Below are 16,301 nucleotides of genomic sequence, written 5' to 3'. Positions count from 1 at the left end.
TCGTTCCCCAGCCGCCGCGAATACCGAAACAGGCTGCACAATGATCTTCGAGGGTAGCGATGCTACCCTTTTTTTTCCAGGAGTCATTTATGTCAATAGACTGGAACTGGGGAATCTTCCTGCAACAGGCCCCGTTCGGCAATACCACCTATCTGGGTTGGCTCTGGAGCGGCTTTCAGGTCACCATCGCACTGTCGATTAGCGCCTGGATTATCGCTTTTTTCGTCGGCTCGCTGTTCGGCATTTTACGCACTGCCCCCAACCGCTGGTTATCCAGCATCGGCACCTGCTACGTTGAACTGTTCCGTAATGTCCCGCTGATCGTTCAGTTCTTCACCTGGTACCTGGTGGTGCCGGAGCTCCTGCCGGAAAACATCGGCATGTGGTTTAAATCCGAGCTCGATCCGAATATTCAGTTCTTCCTCTCTTCGATGATGTGTCTGGGGCTGTTTACCGCCGCTCGCGTATGCGAACAGGTGCGCGCCGCCATTCAGTCACTGCCGCGCGGACAGAAAAACGCCGGGCTGGCCATGGGCCTGACGCTGCCGCAGACCTATCGTTACGTACTGCTGCCCAACGCCTATCGGGTCATTGTGCCGCCGATGACCTCGGAGATGATGAACCTGGTGAAAAACTCGGCCATCGCTTCAACCATCGGGCTGGCGGATATGGCGGCACAGGCAGGCAAGCTGCTGGATTACTCAGCCCACGCCTGGGAATCCTTTACCGCGATTACCCTCGCCTATGTGTTTATTAATGCGGTGATTATGCTGGTGATGTATGTGGTTGAACGCAAGGTCCGCCTGCCGGGCAATATGGGAGGCAAATAATCATGTACGATTTTGACTGGAGTTCTATCGTCCCATCAATGCCATACCTGCTGGCCGGGCTGGTTATCACCCTGAAAATCACCGTGACCGCCATCATTTTTGGTATCGTCTGGGGCACCCTGCTGGCGGTTATGCGTCTGTCCAGCTTCCTGCCGCTGGCGTGGTTTGCGAAGACCTACGTCAACGTGTTCCGCTCGATCCCGCTGGTGATGGTCCTGCTGTGGTTTTATCTGATTGTTCCCGGTTTCCTGCAGAACGTCCTGGGCCTGTCGCCGAAAAGCGATATCCGCTTGATCTCCGCGATGGTGGCCTTCTCGATGTTTGAAGCGGCGTACTATTCGGAAATTATCCGCGCGGGTATCCAGAGTATCTCTCGCGGCCAGTCGAGCGCCGCGCTGGCGCTGGGGATGACCCAGTGGCAATCCATGAAGCTGATTATTCTGCCGCAGGCGTTTCGCGCCATGGTGCCGCTGCTGCTCACCCAGGGGATCGTACTGTTTCAGGATACCTCTCTGGTTTACGTTCTCAGCCTGGCCGACTTCTTCCGTACCGCCTCTACCATCGGCGAGCGCGACGGAACCCAGGTGGAGATGATCCTGTTCGCAGGCGCCGTTTATTTTGTCATTAGTCTCAGCGCATCGCTGTTGGTCAGCTGGTTGAAGAAAAGGACTGTGTAATGATTACCCTGAAAAACGTTTCAAAATGGTATGGTCACTTTCAGGTGCTGACCGATTGCTCCACGGAAGTGAAAAAAGGTGAAGTAGTGGTGGTATGCGGGCCTTCCGGCTCGGGCAAATCAACGTTGATTAAAACCGTCAACGGCCTGGAGCCTATTCAACAGGGTGAGATCACCGTGGATGGTACCCGGGTCAACGATAAAAAAACCAACCTTGCCAGGCTGCGTTCCCGCGTCGGGATGGTGTTCCAGCACTTTGAACTGTTTCCGCATCTGTCGATTATCGATAACCTGACGCTGGCGCAGGTCAAAGTGCTTAACCGCGATAAAGCCGCTTCCCGGGCAAAAGGCCTGAAGCTGCTGGAACGCGTGGGGCTCTCCGCCCATGCCGATAAATATCCGGCCCAGCTCTCCGGCGGCCAGCAGCAGCGCGTGGCTATCGCCCGTGCGCTCTGTATGGATCCCATTGCTATGCTGTTTGACGAACCGACTTCCGCACTGGATCCGGAAATGATCAACGAAGTGCTGGATGTCATGGTTGAACTGGCCAACGAAGGCATGACGATGATGGTGGTGACGCACGAAATGGGCTTTGCCCGTAAGGTCGCCAACCGGGTGATCTTTATGGATGAAGGGAAAATTGTCGAAGACTCTGACAAAGAAGCATTTTTCGCCAATCCGCAATCCGATCGCGCAAAAGACTTCCTCGCCAAAATTCTGCATTAACGGGTCACTTTACAGGCGCGCATCGGCAGGTGCGCGCCTGATTTCATTCAGCCACCTCAGCGCGGCGTATCAAGGTTCAAAGGGACGACGCTGGAACTGGTCATGGCCGCATTTCGGGCAACGCGGCAGAATATCCGGGGTATAGACCGCCAGGTGATAATGGCAGTGTTCGCACACCAGGTTTCCCAGCCCCACCACTTCGCCACTATGGTAAACCCCGTGGTGGTTGAGATCCTGGAACACTTCGCGCCATTCCAGCTGGGTTTTATCGGTAATATCCGCCAGCTCCTGCCACAGGCTCTCTTTTATCACCCGCATAAACACGCTGTCCGTCAGTTCGTCCTGGCTCTCTTCATAGCTGCGGGCAAACTCCTCCAGATCGCGCCTGACCGCTTTGGTCAGCGTCTCAACTTCGCGATGCGTTAACTCACCAGAGTGGCTAATTTTCATCCGCGCCTGTTCCACCAGCGCGTCAATATCACGTTCTCCATTGCGCAGCCGTTCACTGAGCGTCGACACCAGTTCACGGTAGAATTGAGCAACCTTGTTCATCATTTCGCCTCCGGTGTGGTTAACTTCTTCTAATAATAGACCTTATTTGCCATCTGCTTTGCCAGTTAGCCCACAGAGTCACGAAATAGTCTCCGCCGCTTTTGCCGATGTTAATGTGCGAAAGGCTGTTTTGACGTGGGCGTTTGGGCTATGCTATGCCGATCTGATAACACATCCATTGGCTACATTTTGTAGCTGTATTGAAAACAGGACCACTGGCTGCCATGCAAGAGCAATACCGCCCGGAAGAGATAGAATCGAAAGTCCAGCTTCACTGGGACGATCATCGTACATTTGAAGTAACTGAAGACGAGAGCAAAGAGAAGTATTACTGCCTGTCGATGCTTCCTTATCCTTCTGGTCGACTACACATGGGTCACGTGCGTAACTACACCATCGGCGACGTGATTGCCCGCTACCAGCGTATGCTCGGCAAAAACGTTCTGCAGCCGATCGGCTGGGATGCGTTTGGTCTGCCGGCGGAAGGCGCCGCGGTAAAAAACAACACCGCGCCGGCCCCGTGGACCTACGACAATATTGCCTACATGAAAAACCAGCTGAAAAAGCTGGGCTTTGGCTATGACTGGAGCCGTGAAGTGGCGACCTGCACCCCGGAATACTACCGCTGGGAGCAAAAATTCTTCACCGAGCTGTATAAAAAAGGCCTGGTGTACAAAAAAACGTCTGCGGTGAACTGGTGTCCGAACGACCAGACCGTTCTTGCCAACGAACAGGTTATCGACGGCTGCTGCTGGCGCTGCGATACCAAAGTTGAGCGTAAAGAGATCCCGCAGTGGTTTATCAAAATCACCGCCTACGCCGACGAACTGCTGAACGATCTGGATAAACTGGATCACTGGCCTGATACCGTTAAGACCATGCAGCGCAACTGGATCGGCCGCTCCGAAGGGGTAGAAATCTCCTTCAACGTTAACGAGTATGCCGACAAGCTGACCGTCTACACCACCCGTCCGGACACCTTCATGGGCTGTACCTACCTGGCCGTAGCCGCGGGTCATCCGCTGGCACAGCAGGCGGCAGCGAACAACCCTGAGCTGGCTGCATTTATCGACGAATGCCGCAACACCAAAGTCGCCGAAGCAGAAATGGCGACGATGGAGAAAAAAGGTGTCGATACCGGCTACAAAGCGATTCACCCGCTGACCGGCGAAGAAATTCCGGTCTGGGCGGCAAACTTCGTGCTGATGGAATACGGCACCGGCGCCGTCATGGCCGTTCCGGGTCACGATCAGCGCGACTACGAATTTGCCAGCAAATATGGCCTGAACATTAAGCCGGTTATTCTGGCGGCAGACGGCTCAGAACCGGATCTCTCCGGGCAGGCGCTGACTGAAAAAGGCACCCTCTTCAACTCCGGCGAGTTCGATGGCCTGAGCTACGAAGCGGGCTTTAACGCTATCGCCGACAAACTGGCGGCGATGGGCGTTGGCGAGCGCAAAATTAACTATCGCCTTCGCGACTGGGGCGTTTCCCGTCAGCGTTACTGGGGCGCGCCGATTCCAATGGTCACCCTGGAAGACGGTACCGTAATGCCGACCCCGGAAGATCAGCTGCCGGTCATTCTGCCGGAAGATGTGGTCATGGACGGCATCACCAGCCCAATCAAGGCCGATCCGGAGTGGGCAAAAACCACCGTTAACGGTCAGCCTGCGCTGCGTGAAACCGACACCTTCGATACCTTTATGGAATCCTCCTGGTACTACGCGCGCTATACCTGCCCGCAGTACAATGACGGAATGCTGGATCCAAACGCCGCCAACTACTGGCTGCCGGTCGATATTTACATCGGCGGGATCGAACATGCGATTATGCACCTGCTGTACTTCCGCTTCTTCCATAAGCTGATGCGCGACGCGGGTATGGTTAACTCTGACGAGCCGGCGAAACAGCTGCTGTGCCAGGGGATGGTTCTGGCTGACGCCTTCTATTACGTTGGCGAAAACGGCGAGCGCAACTGGGTTTCTCCGGTTGATGCCACCGTGGAGCGCGATGAAAAAGGCCGTATCGTAAAAGCCTACGATCCGCAGGGGCGCGAGCTGGTGTATACCGGCATGAGCAAAATGTCCAAGTCGAAGAACAACGGCATCGACCCGCAGGTGATGGTTGAACGCTACGGCGCGGATACCGTACGTCTGTTTATGATGTTCGCCTCTCCGGCAGATATGACTCTGGAATGGCAGGAATCCGGCGTTGAAGGGGCAAACCGCTTCCTGAAACGTGTCTGGAAACTGGTTTATGAACACACGACTCAGGGCCCGGTTGCCGCGCTGGACGTTGCCAGCCTGAGCGAAGATCAGCAGGCGCTGCGTCGTGATGTCCACAAAACGATCGCCAAAGTGACCGATGATATCGGCCGTCGTCAGACCTTCAACACCGCGATCGCCGCGATCATGGAGCTGATGAACAAACTGGCGAAAGCGCCGCAGGAAAACGAACAGGATCGCGCGCTGATGCGTGAGGCTCTGCTGGCGGTTGTGCGCATGCTTAATCCGTTCACCCCGCACGCCTGCTTCACGCTGTGGCAGGAGCTGGGCGGTGAAGGCGATATCGACAACGCGCCGTGGCCGGTCGCCGATGAAAGCGCTATGGTTGAAAATACCACCCTGGTTGTTGTTCAGGTTAATGGTAAAGTCCGTGGTAAAATTACCGTTCCTGTCGATGCAACCGAAGAACAGGTTCGTGCACGTGCGGGCCAGGAACATCTGGTTGCGAAGTATCTCGACGGTGTAACCGTACGTAAAGTGATTTACGTCCCGGGTAAACTGCTCAACCTGGTCGTTGGCTAAGCGCAGGAGGAAGCGTGCGATATCTGGCAACATTGTTGTTATCTCTGGCGGTGCTCATCACCGCCGGATGCGGTTGGCATCTGCGGAGTACCACTCAGGTCCCCACCGCGATGAAAACCATGATCTTTCAGTCGAGCGATCCGAATGGTCCGTTAAGTCGTTCGGTACGTAATCAGCTGCGTCTGAATGGCGTCGAGATCGTCGACGGCAGCACGCTGCGCAAGGATATTCCGTCCCTGCGTCTGGATGCGTCATCCATTCAGAAAGATACGGCTTCCATTTTCCAGGATGGTCGTACCGCTGAATATCAGATGGTGCTGACGGTGCAGGCAAGCGTGCTAATCCCGGGTCATGATATCTATCCGATCTCGACGAAAGTCTACCGCTCGTTCTTCGATAACCCGCAGGCGGCGTTAGCGAAAGACGCTGAGCAGGATATGATCGTCCAGGAGATGTACGACAAAGCTGCTGAACAGCTGATTCGTAAGCTGCCAAGCGTCCACGTTGCTGATGTCGAAGCCACGAAAGGGGAAGAGAAGCCGGTTAACGCCACTTCCACCTCCGGCAACCGCGTCTCCACCACGCTGGGTAACTGATGATTCGGCTGTACCCAGAGCAACTCCGCGCGCAGCTCACCGAAGGGCTGCGCGCGGCCTATTTATTACTCGGTAGCGATCCGTTGCTGTTGCAGGAAAGTCAGGACGCGATTCGCGAAGCCGCTGCTACCCAGGGCTTTACCGAACACCATACCGCGACCATCGACGCCAGCACCGACTGGCCCGCCCTCTTCTCACTCAGCCAGGCCATGAGCCTGTTCGCCAGCCGTCAGACGCTGCTTCTGGTCCTGCCGGAAAACGGCCCTAACGCGGCGATTAACGAACAGCTTGCCACCCTGGTCAGCATGCTCCATGACGACCTGCTGTTAATCGTTCGCGGTAATAAGCTCAGCAAAGCGCAGGAAAATGCCGCCTGGGTTGCCGCGCTGGCCAGCCGCGCGGTTCAGGTGAGCTGTCAGACGCCGGAATATGCGCAGCTGCCACGATGGCTGGCGGCGCGGGCAAAACAGCACCACTTGCATCTTGATGATGCCGCCAGTCAGCTGCTGTGCTACTGCTACGAAGGCAACCTGCTGGCGCTGGCGCAGGCGCTGGAACGTCTCTCTCTGCTGTGGCCGGATGGCAAGCTCACGCTGCCGCGCGTCGAGCAGGCGGTCAACGATGCCGCCCACTTCACGCCCTATCACTGGGTGGATGCGCTGCTGGCTGGCAAAAGCAAACGGGTGCTGCATATCCTGCAGCAGTTACGGCTGGAAGGCAGCGAACCGGCTATTCTGCTGCGCACGCTTCAACGCGAGCTGCTGCTGCTGGTTAACCTGAAACGCCAGTCGGCCCATACGCCGCTGCGTACGCTGTTCGATAAACATCGGGTATGGCAGAACCGTCGACAGCTGTTAAGCGATGCGCTCGCGCGCCTCAGCACCGACCAGTTACGCCAGGCCGTGACTCTGCTGACCCGAGCGGAGCTCACCTTCAAGCAGGATTACGGCAGCGCCATCTGGCCGGAATTAGAGAGCCTTTCTTTGTTGCTCTGCCATAAAGCGCTGGCAGACGTGTTTATTGATGGTTGATATGACTCAGTTGCAGGCAATGTACGGCGGCACCTTCGATCCGGTGCACTATGGTCACCTCAAACCGGTCGAGGTTCTGGCGAATCAGATCGGTCTTGGCAAAGTCATTATCGTCCCAAACAATGTTCCGCCACACCGCCCGCAGCCTGAAGCCACCAGCGCCCAGCGTAAACAGATGCTGGCGCTGGCCATTGCCGATAAACCGTTGTTCGTGCTCGATGAACGCGAGCTTCGGCGTCAGACGCCGTCCTGGTCGGCACAAACGCTCGAAGAGTGGCGACAGGAACAAGGGCCGGACCAGCCGCTGGCGTTCATTATTGGTCAGGACTCGCTGCTCACCTTCCCGACCTGGCACAATTACACCTCGATTCTGGATAATGTCCATCTGATCGTTTGCCGTCGTCCGGGCTACCCGCTGGTGATGAAACGGGAAGAGGATCAGCGGTGGCTGGACAAACATTTAACCCACGACGCAGAACAGCTGCACAGCCGTCCCGCCGGGGTCATCTATCTGGCGGAAACCCCGTGGTTTGATATTTCGGCAACGATTATCCGCCAGCGCCTTGAACGCGGAGAATCCTGCGCTGACATGCTGCCGGCCGCGGTACTGGCGTATATCCATCAGCAAAAACTCTACTGTTAACCGGCCGTTGCCCCAGCGTTGGTGACGCCGGATACAATAGCAGCGCGCCGATTCGCATATACTCTCCCTCATCCCTTGATGATGTCAGAAGGCGTATATTCAGTGAAATTATGGTTAGTTCGACATGGTGAAACTGAGGCCAATGTTGCCGGCCTTTACAGCGGACACGCCCCGACTCCGCTAACCGAACGCGGCATGATGCAGGCGAGAACGCTCGGCCAGCTGCTGCAGGCGGTAACGTTCGATCGCGTGCTCTGCAGCGAACTGGAACGCACCCACATCACCGCCGACCTGCTGCTCGGCACACGGCATATCCCCCGGCAGATTGTCCCCGAACTCAACGAGATGTTTTTTGGCGACTGGGAAATGCGCCATCATCGGGACTTACAGCTCGAAGACGCGGAAAACTATGCCGCCTGGTGCGCGGACTGGCAGCATGCGGCGCCGACCAACGGCGAAAGTTTTCAGCATTTCGCCCACCGCGTCCGCACGTTTGCCGAGAAGCTGACGCACGATCCGCAGCCAGATCATCTGCTGATCGTGGGCCATAAAGGTGGGCTGAGTCTGCTTATCGCGCTGTTGCTGAAGCTGCCGGCGGAGGCCATGTGGCATTTTCCTGTCGCCCATGGCACATGGAGCGAACTCGAACTGCACGCTGATTTTGCCACGCTGCGGGTATTAAATAGCCAGGCGCGCTGGCAGAAGGAAGAAGAATTCCGTGCAGACCATTGACAGGTCAGAGCAGGCTGTTATTCTCCGCAGCCTGGACGTATCGGCTAAACGATGTTTCCAGAAATTGTTTTACAAAAATGGCGATGCAATCACGGGCGATGGATGGGATGATAGCCGCCGCCATCGCTTGCTGACCGACATTTATCCCGACTTTTCGACGAGTTCAGGTATACTGTCAGGCTGTTTATTATTATCAATCTTCACTCACCCAGGGGGAACTCTTGCAGGGTAAAGCACTCCAGGATTTTGTTATCGACAAAATTGATGACCTGAAAGGTCAGGACATCGTTGCCATTGACGTTCATGGCAAATCCAGCATTACAGATTGCATGATTATTTGCACCGGCACCTCTACGCGCCATGTAATGTCCATCGCCGACCACGTAGTACAAGAGTCTCGCGCCGCAGGAATGCTGCCGCTTGGCGTTGAAGGTGAAAGCGCCGCTGACTGGATTGTTGTCGACCTTGGCGACGTCATGGTTCACGTTATGCAGGAAGAGAGCCGTCGTCTGTACGAGCTGGAAAAACTCTGGAGTTAATGCGTGAAGCTGCAGCTGGTGGCCGTTGGCACCAAGATGCCGGACTGGGTTCAGACCGGCTTTAGTGAATATTTGCGCCGTTTTCCAAAAGATATGCCGTTCGAGCTGCTGGAAATCCCTGCCGGTAAACGCGGTAAAAATGCCGACATCAAGCGAATCCTCGACAAAGAAGGGGAGATGATGCTGGCAGCCGCAGGCAAAAATCGCATCGTGACCCTGGATATTCCGGGAAAACCGTGGGATACGCCGCAGCTGGCACGAGAGCTGGAGCGCTGGAAACAGGATGGCCGCGACGTCAGCCTGCTTATCGGCGGTCCCGAGGGGCTCTCTCCGGCTTGTAAAGCAGCAGCGGAACAGAGTTGGTCACTCTCCACCCTCACGTTGCCTCACCCGCTGGTACGCGTACTGGTCGCTGAGAGCCTGTATCGTGCGTGGAGCATTACCACCAACCACCCTTACCACCGTGAATAATGATGACCAGGGTAGACTAAGCAGCGAATGAAATTACAGAATTCTTTCCGCGACTATACGGCTGAATCCTCGCTGTTCGTGCGCCGGGCGCTGGTCGCTTTTTTGGGGATTTTGCTGCTTACCGGCATACTGGTTGCCAATCTTTATAACGTGCAGATTGTTCGCTACACCGACTATCAAACGCGTTCCAACGAAAACCGTATTAAGCTGGTCCCCATTCCGCCCAGTCGCGGCATTATCTATGACCGCAACGGTACGCCGCTGGCGCTGAACCGCACCATCTACCAGCTGGAGATGATGCCGGAGAAAGTCGATAACGTGCAGCAGACGCTGGATGCGTTACGCGACGTCATCGATCTGACCGATGATGATATTGCAAACTTCAAGAAAGAACGCTCGCGTTCCCATCGCTTCACCTCGATTCCCGTCAAGGTCAACCTGAGCGAAGTCCAGGTAGCCCGTTTTGCGGTTAACCAGTACCGCTTTCCCGGCGTCGAAGTAAAAGGCTATAAACGCCGCTACTACCCCTATAATTCCGCGCTGACCCACGTTATCGGCTACGTCTCAAAAATTAACGATAAAGACGTCGATCGCCTGGATAAAGAGGGCAAGCTGGCCAACTATGCCTCCACGCATGATATTGGCAAGCTGGGAATCGAGCGCTATTACGAAGACGTACTGCACGGTCAGACCGGCTATGAAGAGGTTGAGGTCAACAACCGCGGCCGCGTCATTCGCCAGCTCAAAGAGGTGCCGCCGCAGGCCGGGCGCGATATCTATTTGACCCTCGATCTCAAGCTTCAGCAGTACATTGAGACCCTGCTCGCCGGCAGCCGCGCTGCCGTGGTCGTCACCGACCCGCGTACCGGCAGCATCCTCGCGCTGGTCTCCACGCCGAGCTACGACCCGAACCTGTTTGTGGACGGCATCTCCAGTAAAGACTACTCCGCCCTGCTGAACGATCCGAATACTCCGCTGGTCAACCGCGCGACTCAGGGGGTCTACCCGCCGGCGTCGACGGTGAAGCCTTATGTCGCCGTATCGGCCCTCAGCGCGAACGTCATCACCCGCAATACCAGCCTGTTCGACCCAGGCTGGTGGCAGCTGCCGGGCTCTGACAAGCGCTACCGCGACTGGAAAAAATGGGGTCACGGGCATCTGAATGTGACCAAAGCGCTCGAGGAGTCTGCGGATACCTACTTCTATCAGGTCGCTTATGATATGGGTATCGACCGCCTCTCTGAGTGGATGAGCAAATTCGGTTACGGCCACTATACCGGTATCGATCTGTCGGAAGAGCGTTCCGGGAATATGCCGACCCGCGAATGGAAGCTGAAACGCTTTAAGAAGCCCTGGTATCAGGGTGACACCATCCCGGTCGGAATCGGCCAGGGCTACTGGACCGCCACGCCGATTCAGATGAACAAAGCGCTGATGATCCTGATAAACGACGGTCTGGTGAAAGTGCCGCATCTGCTGCAAAGCACCGTCGAAGACGGCAAACAGGTTCCCTGGGTTCAACCGCACGAGCCGCCGGTCGGCGACATTCATTCCGGCTTCTGGGAAATCGCCAAGGACGGGATGTTCGGCGTCGCTAACCGTGGCAACGGGACCGCGCATAAATACTTCGCCAGCGCGCCCTATAAAATTGCGGCGAAATCCGGTACAGCCCAGGTATTTGGCCTGAAAGCCAATGAAACCTATAACGCGCACCGAATCGCGGAACGTCTGCGTGACCATAAACTCATGACGGCGTTTGCCCCTTATAACAATCCCCAGGTTGCTGTTGCCATCATTCTTGAGAACGGCGGTGCTGGCCCGGCGGTCGGCACGATTATGCGCCAGATTCTCGACCACATTATGCTGGGTGATAACAACACAAACCTGCCGAGTGAAAACCCGGCGGTCACGGCGGGTGAGGATCAATAATGACCGATAATCCGAACAAAAAATCACTATGGGATAAAATCCATCTCGATCCGACCATGGTGCTGATTCTGCTGGCGCTGCTGACCTACAGCGCGCTGGTCATCTGGAGCGCCAGCGGCCAGGACATCGGGATGATGGAGCGCAAAATAGGCCAGATCGCCATGGGCGTGGTGATCATGATCGTGATGGCGCAAATCCCGCCGCGCGTGTATGAAGGCTGGGCGCCCTATCTCTATATCTTCTGTATCATTTTGCTGGTGGCGGTTGACGCTTTCGGCGCGATTTCCAAAGGCGCCCAGCGCTGGCTGGATCTGGGGGTTGTGCGCTTTCAGCCGTCGGAAATTGCTAAAATCGCCGTCCCGCTGATGGTCGCGCGCTTTATCAACCGCGACGTTTGCCCACCCTCGCTGAAGAATACCGCCATTGCGCTGGTGCTGATTTTTCTGCCAACCCTGCTGGTTGCCGCCCAGCCTGACCTCGGAACATCGATTCTGATTGCGTTGTCTGGCCTGTTCGTGCTGTTCCTTTCCGGGCTGAGCTGGCGCCTGATCGGCGTGGCGGTGGTGCTGGTTGCGGCGTTTATTCCGATTTTATGGTTCTTCCTGATGCATGATTATCAGCGTCAGCGCGTCATGATGTTGCTCGACCCGGAAACCGATCCGCTGGGTGCCGGCTATCATATTATCCAGTCGAAAATCGCCATTGGCTCCGGTGGATTACGCGGCAAAGGCTGGCTGCACGGCACCCAGTCGCAGCTTGAATTCCTGCCGGAGCGCCATACCGACTTTATCTTTGCGGTCCTGGCCGAAGAGCTCGGCCTGATTGGCGTGCTGATTCTACTGGCGCTCTATATTTTGCTCATCATGCGCGGGCTGTGGATCGCCGCCCAGGCGCAGACCACCTTCGGTCGCGTCATGGCCGGTGGTTTAATGTTGATTTTATTCGTTTATGTCTTCGTAAATATTGGTATGGTGAGTGGTATTTTACCAGTGGTGGGGGTACCGTTGCCGCTGGTCAGCTACGGGGGCTCAGCCCTGATCGTATTGATGGCCGGGTTTGGTATCGTGATGTCGATCCACACCCACAGAAAAATGTTGTCGAAAAGCGTTTAAGGGGTTTGCGATGCGTAAGCAATGGCTGGGGATTTGCATAGCAGCGGGGCTGCTGGCGGCATGTTCGGGTGAAGACGTTCAACAGAAGACGGTCAGCACTCCACAGCCGGCCGTTTGTAATGGCCCAAGCGTGGAAATCAGCGGCGCCGATCCGCATTATGAGACGCCAAATGCGACGGCGAATCAGGATTACGAGCGCGAGGGTAAAAGTTATAAAATCGTCCAGGATCCGTCTAACTTTACCCAGACCGGTCTGGCCGCCATTTATGATGCGGAGCCCAACAGCAACCTGACGGCATCCGGCGAAGCCTTCGACCCGACGCAGCTGACCGCAGCACACCCGACGCTGCCGATCCCGAGCTACGTGCGCGTGACGAACGTGGCAAATGGCCGCATGATCGTCGTGCGCATTAACGATCGCGGCCCGTACGGCACCGATCGCGTGATTTCGCTTTCTCGCGCCTCCGCCGATCGCCTGAACACCTCCAACAACACCAAAGTGCGTATCGATCCGATCATCGTCGCACCGGACGGTTCGCTTTCCGGCCCGGGCATGGCCTGTACTACCGTCGCCAAACAGACCTATGCGCTGCCTGCTCGTCCCGATCTTGACGGCGGCGCAGGTGTTTCCAGCGAACCGACGGCGCCAACCGACGTTCGCCCGATCAGCAATGCCACGCTGAAGCCGGAAGACAACGTTGGCGCTCCGGTGAACAGCAGCGGCTTCCTCGGCGCGCCGACGCCCCTGAATAGCGGCGTACTGGAAAGCAGCGAGCCTGCGGTTCAGACTGCCACCCAAAGCGCGCCGGTTACCGCCCCTGGTTCTGTGCAAGGCAGCGTCACGCCAGCAGCGCCGGCTGCGGCGGCAACCACGGCTGTCGCCGCCTCTTCGGCCAGCGCCAGCGGCGATTTTGTCGTCCAGGTCGGCGCCGTCAGCGATCGGGCCCGCGCGCAGCAATATCAGCAGCGTCTGAGCCAGCAGTTTTCCGTGCCTGGCCGCGTCGTGCAGAACGGCGCAGTGTGGCGCATTCAACTAGGGCCATTCGCCAGTAAATCGCAGGCCAGCACGGTACAACAGCGCCTGCAAAGCGAAGCTCAGCTGCAATCATTTATTACTCACGCCAACTAAACAGGTAGGGTCGTTGTCCGTACTGTGATGCGCATGAAAAAGTCATTAACAAAGTCATGCGCAATGTCGGATGCCGGTCCACAGAGCATTTGTTATAGTAAGGCACTTTTTTTAACTCCATCACGGATGCCGTTGTTCTGACCATGAAGACCTCTTTCACCGCACGTTTACTCGTTACGGCCCTCTCCGTTGCAGCGCTCTCCTCCGCTGCCCACGCCGATGACCTGAATCTCAAAACCATGATCCCAGGCGCGCCGCAGATTGACGCCGAATCCTGGATTCTTATTGATTACAATTCGGGCAAAGTGCTGGCGGAGAATAACGCCGATTCCCGCCGCGACCCGGCGAGTCTGACCAAAATGATGACCAGCTACGTCATCGGTCAGGCCATGAAAGCGGGTAAGTTTAAAGAAACCGACCTGGTTACGGTGGGTAACGATGCGTGGGCAACCGGTAACCCGGTGTTTAAAGGCTCTTCACTGATGTTCCTGAAGCCGGGTATGCAGGTTCCGGTTTCTCAGCTGATCCGCGGCATCAATCTGCAGTCAGGTAACGATGCCTGCGTCGCCATGGCCGACTATGTTGCCGGCAGCCAGGATGCCTTCGTCAGCCTGATGAACAGCTACGTCAATGCGCTGGGCCTGAAAAACAGCCACTTCCAGACCGTTCACGGCCTCGATGCCGACGGTCAGTACAGCTCCGCGCGCGATATGGCGCTGATTGGCCAGGCGCTGATCCGCGATGTACCGAACGAATACACCATCTATAAAGAAAAAGAGTTCACCTTTAACGGCATTCGTCAGCTGAACCGTAACGGTCTGCTGTGGGATAACAGCCTGAACGTCGACGGGATTAAAACCGGGCATACCGATAAAGCGGGCTATAACCTCGTGGCCTCGGCGACCGAAGGCCAGATGCGTCTGATCTCCGCCGTCATGGGCGGCCGCACCTACAAAGGCCGCGAATCCGAAAGCAAAAAGCTGCTGACCTGGGGCTTCCGCTTCTTCGAAACCGTTAATCCGCTGAAAGCCGGGAAAGAGTTCTCTTCCGAACCAGCCTGGTTTGGCGACAGCGATCGCGCTTCGCTGGGTGTCGATAAAGACGTTTATCTGACTATCCCTCGTGGCCGCATGAAAGATCTGAAAGCCAGCTATGTGCTGAACAATACCGAACTGCACGCCCCGCTGCAGAAAAATCAGGTTGTCGGCACCATTAACTTCCAGCTGGACGGTAAAACGATCGATCAGCGCCCGCTGGTCGTCCTGCAAGAAATTCCTGAAGGCAATTTCTTCGGAAAAATGATTGATTACATCAAGTTAATGTTCCACCACTGGTTTGGTTAAAAATCGAACACTTGAAAGTGTGATTTACATCCCCATATACTAATCATCAAAGTAACCTGATAACTCCCACACTTCGTGGGAGTTATTATTTTTTGTCGTAACACCGGAGCTGACATGAAAACCAAACTTAACGAACTGCTTGAATTCCCTACTCCATTTACTTACAAAGTAATGGGGCAGGCGTTGCCTGAGCTGGTTGATCAGGTGGTGGAAGTGGTACAGCGCCATGCGCCTGGTGATTACTCTCCACAGGTAAAACCGAGCAGCAAGGGGAACTACCACTCGGTCTCTATCACCATCAACGCAACCCATATCGAGCAGGTCGAAACCCTGTACGAAGAGCTGGGCAATATCGATATCGTCCGGATGGTGCTGTAACCCATTCCCAGACCCGGTCCTGCGCCGGGTCATCTCTCCCCGCTATGCTGTGATATACTCCCCCCTCAAGTCACTTCTCTCTCTGCGGAGACGTTGTTTTGCAGCATAACAAAATCCTTATTCGTCAACTTGGCCTGCAACCTTACGAACCGGTCTCGCAGGCGATGCATGAATTTACCGATACCCGCGACGACAGCACGCTGGACGAAATCTGGCTGGTAGAGCACCCTGCGGTCTTTACTCAAGGCCAGGCGGGAAAAGCCGAACACGTGCTGGTTCCGGGGGACATTCCGGTCATTCAAAGCGATCGCGGCGGCCAGGTGACCTACCACGGGCCAGGGCAGCAGGTGATGTATGTTCTGTTGAACCTCAAGCGCCGGAAACTGGGCGTGCGCGAACTGGTTACTCTGCTGGAACAGACCGTGGTCAATACGCTGGCGGAATACGCGATTGAATCACATCCACGCGCCGATGCGCCCGGCGTCTACGTCGGCGAGCAAAAAATCTGTTCGCTGGGTTTACGCATCCGGAAAGGTTGTTCGTTTCACGGGCTTGCGCTGAATATTGCGATGGACCTGTCGCCGTTTCTGCGGATTAACCCCTGCGGCTATGCCGGGATGGAGATGACCCAAATGCGCCAGTGGCAGCCGGATATTCAACCGCAGATGGTGGCGCCACATCTGGTTGCCAACCTGCTGGCCCTGCTCGGCAACCCGCCCCACGAGATGATTGCTGCCGCTTAGCTCCCGCCCGCTCGCGCCCCTGTCACCGGGCGCGACATTCGCATTATCGATAGTTAAGCCATTA

General features: G+C 56.1%; 17 protein-coding genes. 16 read left to right on the top strand and 1 reads right to left on the bottom strand.

Annotation, left to right across the window (positions count from 1 at the left end; translation table 11 throughout):
- The first annotated feature begins 89 nt into the window (after positions 1 to 89).
- Genes ROR01S_RS17645 through ROR01S_RS17635 form a run of 3 tightly spaced genes read left to right on the top strand, consistent with a single transcriptional unit; the run spans position 90 to position 2,232 of the window.
- The gene (locus tag ROR01S_RS17645; protein WP_004859566.1) at positions 90 to 830 is read left to right on the top strand and encodes an amino acid ABC transporter permease; all 741 of its coding nucleotides are present in this window, start codon (positions 90 to 92) and stop codon (positions 828 to 830) included.
- 2 nt (positions 831 to 832) lie between these two features.
- Complete coding sequence (gene gltK / locus ROR01S_RS17640; RefSeq protein ID WP_004859564.1) at positions 833 to 1,507, top strand: glutamate/aspartate ABC transporter permease GltK; 675 nt, start codon at positions 833 to 835, stop codon at positions 1,505 to 1,507.
- Complete coding sequence (locus ROR01S_RS17635; RefSeq protein WP_004859562.1) at positions 1,507 to 2,232, top strand: amino acid ABC transporter ATP-binding protein; 726 nt, start codon at positions 1,507 to 1,509, stop codon at positions 2,230 to 2,232. Before gltK ends, ROR01S_RS17635 begins: the two co-directional genes overlap by 1 nt.
- A gap of 69 nt (positions 2,233 to 2,301) precedes the next feature.
- Here ROR01S_RS17635 and ROR01S_RS17630 read toward each other — a convergent pair whose 3' ends face one another.
- The gene (locus ROR01S_RS17630) at positions 2,302 to 2,784 is read right to left on the bottom strand and encodes a zinc ribbon-containing protein (RefSeq protein ID WP_064359763.1); all 483 of its coding nucleotides are present in this window, start codon (positions 2,782 to 2,784) and stop codon (positions 2,302 to 2,304) included.
- 224 nt (positions 2,785 to 3,008) lie between these two features.
- Between ROR01S_RS17630 and leuS the strand changes: the two genes are divergently transcribed.
- From leuS to lipB, 13 genes are all read left to right on the top strand, one after another.
- Positions 3,009 to 5,591, top strand: coding sequence for a leucine--tRNA ligase (leuS, locus tag ROR01S_RS17625; RefSeq protein ID WP_004859558.1), 2,583 nt, complete (start codon positions 3,009 to 3,011; stop codon positions 5,589 to 5,591).
- Positions 5,592 to 5,605: 14 nt separating this feature from the next.
- Positions 5,606 to 6,187, top strand: coding sequence for an LPS assembly lipoprotein LptE (gene lptE / locus ROR01S_RS17620; RefSeq protein WP_004859556.1), 582 nt, complete (start codon positions 5,606 to 5,608; stop codon positions 6,185 to 6,187).
- A complete protein-coding gene (gene holA / locus ROR01S_RS17615; protein ID WP_004859554.1) occupies positions 6,187 to 7,218 on the top strand; it encodes a DNA polymerase III subunit delta in 1,032 nt (343 codons plus the stop codon). The genes lptE and holA overlap by 1 nt, the downstream gene beginning before the upstream one ends.
- Positions 7,211 to 7,861, top strand: a complete 651-nt coding sequence (gene nadD / locus ROR01S_RS17610) for a nicotinate-nucleotide adenylyltransferase (protein ID WP_004859552.1) — start codon at positions 7,211 to 7,213, stop codon at positions 7,859 to 7,861. The genes holA and nadD overlap by 8 nt, the downstream gene beginning before the upstream one ends.
- A gap of 102 nt (positions 7,862 to 7,963) precedes the next feature.
- The gene (locus ROR01S_RS17605; protein ID WP_015584894.1) at positions 7,964 to 8,593 is read left to right on the top strand and encodes an adenosylcobalamin/alpha-ribazole phosphatase; all 630 of its coding nucleotides are present in this window, start codon (positions 7,964 to 7,966) and stop codon (positions 8,591 to 8,593) included.
- A 221-nt stretch (positions 8,594 to 8,814) separates the two neighbouring features.
- A complete protein-coding gene (gene rsfS / locus ROR01S_RS17600) occupies positions 8,815 to 9,132 on the top strand; it encodes a ribosome silencing factor (protein WP_004859547.1) in 318 nt (105 codons plus the stop codon).
- A 3-nt stretch (positions 9,133 to 9,135) separates the two neighbouring features.
- Positions 9,136 to 9,603, top strand: coding sequence for a 23S rRNA (pseudouridine(1915)-N(3))-methyltransferase RlmH (rlmH, locus tag ROR01S_RS17595; RefSeq protein WP_015584895.1), 468 nt, complete (start codon positions 9,136 to 9,138; stop codon positions 9,601 to 9,603).
- Positions 9,604 to 9,630: 27 nt separating this feature from the next.
- Positions 9,631 to 11,532 (top strand): peptidoglycan DD-transpeptidase MrdA, encoded by a 1,902-nt coding sequence (mrdA, locus tag ROR01S_RS17590; RefSeq protein WP_004859539.1) that lies wholly within the window; start codon positions 9,631 to 9,633, stop codon positions 11,530 to 11,532.
- Entirely contained in the window at positions 11,532 to 12,644 is a 1,113-nt protein-coding gene (mrdB, locus tag ROR01S_RS17585) for a peptidoglycan glycosyltransferase MrdB (protein WP_004859537.1), read from the top strand. The genes mrdA and mrdB overlap by 1 nt, the downstream gene beginning before the upstream one ends.
- A gap of 10 nt (positions 12,645 to 12,654) precedes the next feature.
- Complete coding sequence (gene rlpA / locus ROR01S_RS17580; RefSeq protein WP_004859534.1) at positions 12,655 to 13,773, top strand: endolytic peptidoglycan transglycosylase RlpA; 1,119 nt, start codon at positions 12,655 to 12,657, stop codon at positions 13,771 to 13,773.
- 143 nt (positions 13,774 to 13,916) lie between these two features.
- On the top strand, positions 13,917 to 15,116 hold the full coding sequence (gene dacA / locus ROR01S_RS17575) for a D-alanyl-D-alanine carboxypeptidase DacA (RefSeq protein WP_015584896.1): 1,200 nt from the start codon (positions 13,917 to 13,919) through the stop codon (positions 15,114 to 15,116).
- 114 nt (positions 15,117 to 15,230) lie between these two features.
- Entirely contained in the window at positions 15,231 to 15,494 is a 264-nt protein-coding gene (gene ybeD / locus ROR01S_RS17570) for a DUF493 family protein YbeD (protein WP_004859527.1), read from the top strand.
- 98 nt (positions 15,495 to 15,592) lie between these two features.
- Positions 15,593 to 16,237 (top strand): lipoyl(octanoyl) transferase LipB, encoded by a 645-nt coding sequence (lipB, locus tag ROR01S_RS17565; RefSeq protein WP_015584897.1) that lies wholly within the window; start codon positions 15,593 to 15,595, stop codon positions 16,235 to 16,237.
- Positions 16,238 to 16,301 lie beyond the last annotated feature (64 nt).

It is taken from the genome of Klebsiella ornithinolytica NBRC 105727 = ATCC 31898, assembly GCF_001598295.1.
GTDB lineage: Bacteria > Pseudomonadota > Gammaproteobacteria > Enterobacterales > Enterobacteriaceae > Klebsiella > Klebsiella ornithinolytica.
Note: the sequence above shows the minus strand (reverse complement) of the source record. Positions and strands in the feature narration are given on the sequence as shown.